8 protein-coding genes are annotated in these 6414 nt (G+C 52.2%); 7 read left to right on the top strand and 1 reads right to left on the bottom strand.

What is annotated here, in order from left to right; translation table 11 throughout:
- The first annotated feature begins 20 nt into the window (after positions 1 to 20).
- From H8Q75_RS08750 to H8Q75_RS08720, 7 genes are all read left to right on the top strand, one after another.
- On the top strand, positions 21 to 1061 hold the full coding sequence (locus H8Q75_RS08750) for a LysR family transcriptional regulator (protein WP_041429052.1): 1041 nt from the start codon (positions 21 to 23) through the stop codon (positions 1059 to 1061).
- 106 nt (positions 1062 to 1167) lie between these two features.
- Positions 1168 to 1437 carry a 30S ribosomal protein S15 gene (rpsO, locus tag H8Q75_RS08745; protein WP_024124510.1) on the top strand — a complete coding sequence of 90 codons (270 nt, stop codon included), beginning with the start codon at positions 1168 to 1170 and terminating at the stop codon, positions 1435 to 1437.
- A 5-nt stretch (positions 1438 to 1442) separates the two neighbouring features.
- Positions 1443 to 1907: a PAM68 family protein gene (locus H8Q75_RS08740; protein ID WP_297041153.1), complete on the top strand. Its 465-nt coding sequence runs from the start codon at positions 1443 to 1445 to the stop codon at positions 1905 to 1907.
- Positions 1908 to 2219: 312 nt separating this feature from the next.
- Positions 2220 to 2777 carry a methanogen output domain 1-containing protein gene (locus H8Q75_RS08735; protein ID WP_041429053.1) on the top strand — a complete coding sequence of 186 codons (558 nt, stop codon included), beginning with the start codon at positions 2220 to 2222 and terminating at the stop codon, positions 2775 to 2777.
- Between the two features lie 43 nt (positions 2778 to 2820).
- Positions 2821 to 3825, top strand: a complete 1005-nt coding sequence (locus tag H8Q75_RS08730; protein ID WP_297041150.1) for a GGDEF domain-containing protein — start codon at positions 2821 to 2823, stop codon at positions 3823 to 3825.
- A 165-nt stretch (positions 3826 to 3990) separates the two neighbouring features.
- Positions 3991 to 5151 carry a ferredoxin--NADP reductase gene (gene petH, locus H8Q75_RS08725; RefSeq protein ID WP_297041148.1) on the top strand — a complete coding sequence of 387 codons (1161 nt, stop codon included), beginning with the start codon at positions 3991 to 3993 and terminating at the stop codon, positions 5149 to 5151.
- Positions 5152 to 5335: 184 nt separating this feature from the next.
- A complete protein-coding gene (locus tag H8Q75_RS08720) occupies positions 5336 to 5620 on the top strand; it encodes a hypothetical protein (protein WP_297041146.1) in 285 nt (94 codons plus the stop codon).
- On the opposite strand, the gene H8Q75_RS08715 is transcribed toward H8Q75_RS08720, so the two are convergent.
- The coding region (locus H8Q75_RS08715) for an isochorismate synthase (RefSeq protein ID WP_297041145.1) at positions 5617 to 6414 on the bottom strand (798 nt) is incomplete at its 5' end. The genes H8Q75_RS08720 and H8Q75_RS08715 overlap by 4 nt on opposite strands.

Below are 6414 nucleotides of genomic sequence, written 5' to 3'. Positions count from 1 at the left end.
CGCCTATGGCCTCAATGCCTATGTCCGAACTGCCCTTTTCCCTTGATCAATTGCGAATCCTCAAGGCGATCGCCCTCGAAGGAAGTTTTAAGCGAGCCGCTGACAGCCTCTACGTCTCCCAACCCGCAGTGAGTTTACAGGTGCAAAACCTTGAGCGCCAACTGGATGTTCCCCTATTTGACCGGGGGGGGCGCCGCGCCCAACTCACCGAAGCTGGACAGCTCCTACTGGCCTACGGCGATCAAATTCTCTCCCTGTGCCATGAAGCCTGCCGTGCCATCGAAGACCTGCAAAAATTACAGGGGGGTACCCTGATCATTGGCGCAAGCCAAACCACGGGCACCTACCTGATGCCCCGCATGATTGGGCTATTTCGCAGCAAATATCCCGAAGTCGCTGTTCAGCTACATGTGCATTCCACCCGCCGCACCTGCTGGAGCTTGGTCAATGGTCAAATTGATCTAGCGATTATTGGCGGTGAAGTTCCCTCAGAACTGAGTGAGCAAATCACTGTTACCCCCTACGCGGAGGACGAACTGGCACTGATCTTACCTGTGGATCATCCCTTAGCTAGTGCCGAAACCCTCACCAAAGAAGACTTGTATAAGCTGAGCTTTATTGCTTTGGATGCCCAATCCACCATTCGCAAGGTGATTGATCAGGTCCTTCAGCGCGCCAACATTGACCCTCGCCGCCTCAAGGTAGAGATGGAGTTAAATTCCATCGAGGCGATTAAAAACGCCGTGCAGTCGGGCCTGGGGGCTGCCTTCGTCTCCATTTCCGCCATTGAGAAGGAGTTACAACTGGGGAGCCTACGGCGGATGGGTATCGAAAATGTGGTGGTGAAACGTACTCTATCGCTGATTACCAATCCCAATCGCTACCGATCGCGGGCAGCGGAGGTCTTCTGCCGCGAAATTCTCACCCAATTTGCCACCTTCGCCATCGATACAGAACTGACAACGGCCAAACCGCCCATCTCCGATAGTGAAAAGCCCCTTAAGGAACTGCTGACGATCGCCCCCCTTGAGGAAAACAGCACCAATGTCAGTAATTCTTAGGGCAAAGCACGACCAGCCCAGGGGCAGAATAGTCCCCTTCACGGGAGTTTATTATTTCGAAAAATCGGAGTATGATAGTAGATCGCGCTGTTCATAACGGATGACCATGGCCCTGCAACACGACGTCAAACAAGAAATTATCAACACCTACCAGATCCACGGTACGGATACTGGCTCTGCGGATGTCCAAGTTGCCATCCTCACAGAGCGGATCAAGCAGCTTTCTGAGCATCTCAAGGTGAATAAAAAAGATCACGCCTCTCGCCGAGGACTCCTGAAAATCATTGGCCGTCGCAAGCGGCTATTGGCCTATATCCATCGCCACGATCCCCAACGCTATCATCAACTCATTGAACGTCTGGGAATTCGGGGTTAAAGACAATGGCAAAACGGTCGGATCTGCCTTTTGAGCCTAAAAAGAAAAAAGGAGCAACCAATTCTGCTAAAGCTCCTGCTGCCGCAGCCGTCCGTTCTAAGGCCCCAAAATCCTCAGCCAAGCAAGCCAAAAAAAGTACAGGTATTCCAGAAATTGTCAGCCAACGGATGGTCACTCGGATGGCAATCTTCTGCGGTACCCCCACCCTCTTGGGACTGATGACATTTCCCCTCAGCTATTTCATTGTCCATGAGGGCTGGTTCAAGTTGCCCAATGTGGTCGTTGTCATTGCTAGTCTCAGTCTTTTTGGCCTTGGGGCCCTGGGGCTAAGCTATGGGATTCTTTCTGCCTCTTGGGATGAGCACGAGCAGGGAAGTTGGCTCGGCTGGCGAGAATTCCGCACCAATTTTGGTCGTGTTGTCGAGAGTTGGCAAGCCTATCAGGCCAAGCGATCGCAAAATGCTGAATAGGCGGAATGCTGAATAGTCGAATAGGTGCGATCGCTGATTCGCGTATGCTTCTCTAATTAAGTTCAATTCTAATGTCTAATCAAGAAAATATCAGGAATTTTTAGAGATTTTTAGCAATTTCTGTAGATTCTTTACTATAACCTTATAAGCTTATATTTGCCATCAATTCCTATAGTTACCCCCTTTCGCGAATAACTGAGCACACTCAGCAGCACCTCAGGGGGAGTTCCTGCCAACATCCGGTGCTCTCAGCATGGCCAACGGCAAAGGGTGCTAAAATCGCTCAAACCCTGTTCCCCTCGGAGAATCCCTATGACAGCAAAGGAAATGTTCCGAGCTGAAGCCTACACAAACGTGGGAAATTTGCCCATTGACCTACAGTCCTCTAGCTTTCTGCAACATTTGCTGGGGTTAGTGGCAGAGACCCTTGAAGATATTGTCGGGCTGGATGATGCTTCTGGCTTTATTGCCCTTGTGGGACAGCAAATGGGCAATCACATCAACGAGCTTTACACCCAAGCCCTTGGCGATCGCCCCCTTGATGCTAAGACAGTGGCTCAAATTCTTGTAGATCTCAAAAACCGCATTGAAGGGGGATTTTTCCTGATTGAGCAAGATGAGGAACGCATTATTTTAGGGAATCAGCGTTGCCCCCTTGGCAGTGGTGTGATTGGTCATCCCTCGTTGTGCATGATGACCTCAAGTGTCTTTGGCGTCATTGTGGCGCACCACTTGGGCTATGCCAAGGTTTGTATTGAAGCGGCGATCGCCAATGGAGATCAAGGGTGCCGCGTGGTGATCTATACCCAACCCACTGCTGCTGCCGCTGCTGCCAAAGGACGAGAGTACTATCCCATTGAATCACATTAGGCCAGTCTAAGCTAGGCAAGTAGTTCATTGCAGCGGGGTCAAGATGAGCAACTTTACACTCGATATTGGCGCATGGATTGATCTGTTGCCGGAGCCAACGCTGGTCATGGATCCCCAGGGCAACATTGTGGCCATTAACTCCAGTGGCCGTGAATTTTTTGGCGGCAGCGTGCTTGATTGCAACCTTAGGGAACTCGTAGCCACTCCTGCGGAGAAACTCAAAAAATGGCTGCTTCTTTGGCAACAGGCGGCGCAAATGGTGCCCGGCACTCTGCGAGACCCCCAAGGCCAAAAAATTGAAGTGGAAGCCGTGGGCATCCACCGTTGCCAGCCCCCCTTGATTCTGCTGCGCGTCTTGCGCCAACCTCGGTTTCTACGGCAGTTTATTGTCCAACGGCAACAGTTTGAGCAGTTGCAACAGCAGATGGCACGGCAAACGGCCTTGATTGTAGAGCTCCAGCAGCGGCAAAAACAACTAGAGGCAGAAAACCACCATCTACAGGAGATCTCACAGCAAGATAGCCTGACCAAACTGGCAAATCGGTGTGCTTTTGAGTCCTATCTGCGGTTGGTCTGGAAGGAAGCGGCAGCAACCCATACTCCCTTTGCCATTGCTCTGCTGGATATTGACCACTTCAAGCGCTACAACGACACCTATGGCCATTTGGCGGGCGATCGCGCCTTGCAACAGGTTGCCCATGCCATTCAGTCCCAAGTGCGAAAGGCGGATCTGGTGGCTCGCTATGGTGGTGAAGAGTTTGTGCTCCTGTTGTGCCAGAGCCACCATGACGCTGCCATTTGTATCTTAGAGCGGATTTTTAACCACATCCGCAGTTTAGAAATTCCCCATGCCAGTTCACCGGTAAAACCCTATCTCACCGTAAGCGCTGGCATTTGCATTGCAACTGCAACCCCCAGGGACTGCCCAATCTCTGAGGTTATCGCAACCGCCGATGCCGCTTTGTACGAGGCCAAACGCTCAGGGCGCGATCGCTATGTGTTGCAAACCTATGCTTGGATGAGTGCGCCTATCTCCTCCAGCCAATAAATTCAGCCCTGTCCCTCGGGAAAGGCCCTGTAGCTGCCGCCGCTAGATATAATGTGGGTGACCAAAGCACGGCCATCCCGTAGCCAAAACGTGATAGTTGATCGCGGTTGGGACGTTGTGTTGCAGAATGTAAAGCTGAGTTAATTTTTGGAGATCGTGTAGCCCATGTACAATGCGACGAATTCTGACAGTCGGATGTTTCGCTATGAAGTGGTGGGACTGCGACAAAATGCCGAAACTGAGAAAACCAACTATGCCATCCGCAACAGTGGCAGTCAATTTTTCAACGTTCCCTATGACCGCATGAATCAGTTTATGCAGCAGATTACCCGTTGGGGGGGCAAAATTGTTAGCATTCAACCCCTCAATGGTACGGCTGCGCCCTTGGCTGCCACCACGGAACCTGCCTCCAATAATGGTGCTGCCCCCCTTAAAGAAAAGAAAGTTGATATTCCCGTCAATATCTATCGCCCCAACAATCCCTGCATTGGTAAGGTCATCTCCAATGAAGAGCTGGTGCGTGAAGGGGGCGAGGGAACGGTCAAGCACATTATCTTTGACATTTCTGGTACCGAGTTGCGCTATCTCGAAGGTCAAAGTATTGGCATTATTCCTGCGGGTACCGATGCCAATGGCAAACCCCACAAGCTGCGCCTCTACTCTATTGCCTCGACCCGCCACGGTGACTTTCAAGATGATAAAACGGTCTCCCTGTGTGTGCGGCGGCTAGAGTACAAGGACAAAGAGACGGGGGAAACCATCTATGGCGTTTGCTCCTCCTACCTCAACCAACTGCAACCTGGCGATGAGGTGAAAATTACAGGGCCCGTGGGTAAAGAAATGCTCCTGAGCGATGACCCCGAAGCCACAATCATTATGCTGGCAACGGGAACTGGGATTGCCCCCTTCCGTGCCTTCCTGTGGCGCATGTTCAAAGAAAATAACCCCGATTATCAATTCAGGGGGCTGGCATGGCTCTTCTTTGGTGTCGCTTACACTGCAAATATTCTCTACAAGGATGAGCTAGAGGCAATACAGGCCCAGTATCCCGATCACTTCCGCCTCACCTACGCCATCAGCCGTGAGCAAAAAACTCCTGACGGCGGCAAGATGTACATCCAAGGTCGCATTGCTGAGCATGCGGATGAAATCTGGCAACTCCTCCAAAAGAAAAATACCCACGTCTATATGTGTGGTTTGAGGGGGATGGAGCCGGGTATTGATGAGGCAATGACGGCAGCGGCAGCCAAAAATGGTGCCGATTGGCAAGAGTTCCTCAAGGGCACGCTCAAAAAAGAAGGCCGCTGGCACGTCGAAACCTACTAGGGAGATCATTGGGGGGCGATCGCCCCCTTTTATGCAATTGCCGCTTGGATCTGTCAGGATAGGAGTAAAGGGAACAGTGACCGAGCAATCAATGTCGGGTGTTAGGGTCACTAAAAGGTACCCTACTTGACGCTAAGTTGTCAGTATTCCCGTATTCTAATGGTGAGTCACCCAGCGATCGCGTATGATTTATCCTCGCTTTCTGCGCAAAGCCTACCGTAAAGAACCCATCTCGGCTTTTCTTCTGCTGATGGGAGGGGTGGATTCCACCATTGGTGGCTTGGGGGGCTACAACGGTCTGCTGCTATTGGGTCTAAGTGTGATGGGAAGTGCACTTCTCTATCGCCTGCTCCAGCGATCGCCCGAACGTCCTCTTCCTGAGAAAGTACCCCAGTATGCGCTGCCGCCCCAATCCTCCCAGCCCTTGCCGATGCTGACGATGACCCGAAAGCACCCCCCCCTGCGCTAGGCCAAAGCTGAGATCATTGTCTGAAATTTCCACAAGATTTCCTGCCATTCCCGTTCAGGGTGAGAGCCCTTGACAATACCTGCCCCAGCAAAGAGATGGGCATGGTTGTCCTGAAGGTGGGCAGAGCGAATTCCGACAATGAATTCCCCTTCTCCAGTGGGTGTTACCCAACCAAGGGGCGCAGCATAGCCATTGCGATCAAAGGGTTCCAGTTGCCGCAGCCAATGTTGGGCCCGGGCAGCAGGATAGCCCGCCACTGCTGGTGTCGGATGCAAGGCCGCCACCACTTGGAGAATATGAATCGGTTGAGGCAGGGGTGCCTGAATCAAGGTTTGCAGATGTTGAATATGACTCAATTCAAGGATGCGGGGTTTTGCGGGCACCTCACAGGTCATGCCCAGCCGTTGGAGGGTTTGGCAGAGAAATTCAACAATGACCTGATGCTCGTAGCGTTCCTTGGGGCTGTGGTAAAGGCCATGGCGCAGGTTTTGATCCTCCTGTTGGGTTTGCCCCCGGGGACGGGAACCCGCCAAGGCATCGGCCCAGAGAACGCCATTGGCAATCTTGACCAAGCGTTCGGGACTGGCTCCCAAAAAGACCTGCTGCCCCTGTTGGCCAACACTGAAGATGTAGGAATTGGTGTACTGCTGGCGCAGGTTTTGCAACGTTCCCAGCCAGTTAAACCCCTGAGGCTGCTCTAGGGTGAGGGCAGCGGCTAAGACCAATTTTTCGATGTCTCCCTCCTCGAGGAGCTTGAGGGCATGCTTGACCCTGCTAATGAATTGTCCATACTG

Source organism: Thermosynechococcus sp. OHK43, assembly GCF_014466085.1.
Lineage (GTDB): Bacteria > Cyanobacteriota > Cyanobacteriia > Thermosynechococcales > Thermosynechococcaceae > Thermosynechococcus.
This window is presented reverse-complemented; position numbering and strand designations above follow the sequence as displayed.